The following is a 562-nucleotide window of genomic DNA, read 5'->3' on the forward strand; positions in this document are numbered from 1 at the left end:
CGGTAGCTGTCGATGGCGATGCGTTCGGCCACCAGGTCTTCCACCACCATTTCGCGCAGGGTGTCGCCTTCCACAAATTCCGCATGTGAGCGGGTCTGCAGCCCTTCCGGGGAAAAGTTCGGTTTGCCGCCCAGTTGCACGATGCGCTCGGCGAGCCAGTCGGCGTGCTGCTCTTCCTGCTGGGCGTGTTCCAGGAACTCCTGGGCCGCCACTTCGGCGCTGATGCCCTCGGCGCGATAGTAGTGGCTCTTGTAGCGCAGGGTGCAGACAATCTCGGTGGCCAGGGCCTCGTTGAGAATCTTTATCACATTATCCCGATTGGCCTTGTAGCCCTCGGTGACAGCCCCCTGCTCAATGTGCTTCCGGGCGCGTTCGCGCAGGGTTTTAACATCGGTCAGAAACGGTTGATCGGTCATAACTACCTCTCTTTCAGAATGGATAGGTTCAGCATAGCAGCTCGGTCAAGCCGGCGTTTCCGAACCACCTACCCTCCTTACGACAACTCTGACCCGGCAGACGTGCCCTGATCGCCGGGGCGCGCAAATCCGTAACCATGGTCTAC

General features: G+C 59.8%; 1 protein-coding gene. It reads right to left on the bottom strand.

Features of this window, described 5'->3' with window-relative positions; genetic code table 11:
* On the bottom strand, positions 1-416 hold a 416-nt coding region (locus B3520_RS04165; protein WP_286875470.1), incomplete at its 3' end, for a ferritin-like domain-containing protein.
* Positions 417-562: the final 146 nt, after the last annotated feature.

The organism is Marinimicrobium sp. UBA4509 (genome assembly GCF_002388575.1).
GTDB classification, from domain to species: Bacteria; Pseudomonadota; Gammaproteobacteria; order Pseudomonadales; family Cellvibrionaceae; genus Marinimicrobium; species Marinimicrobium koreense.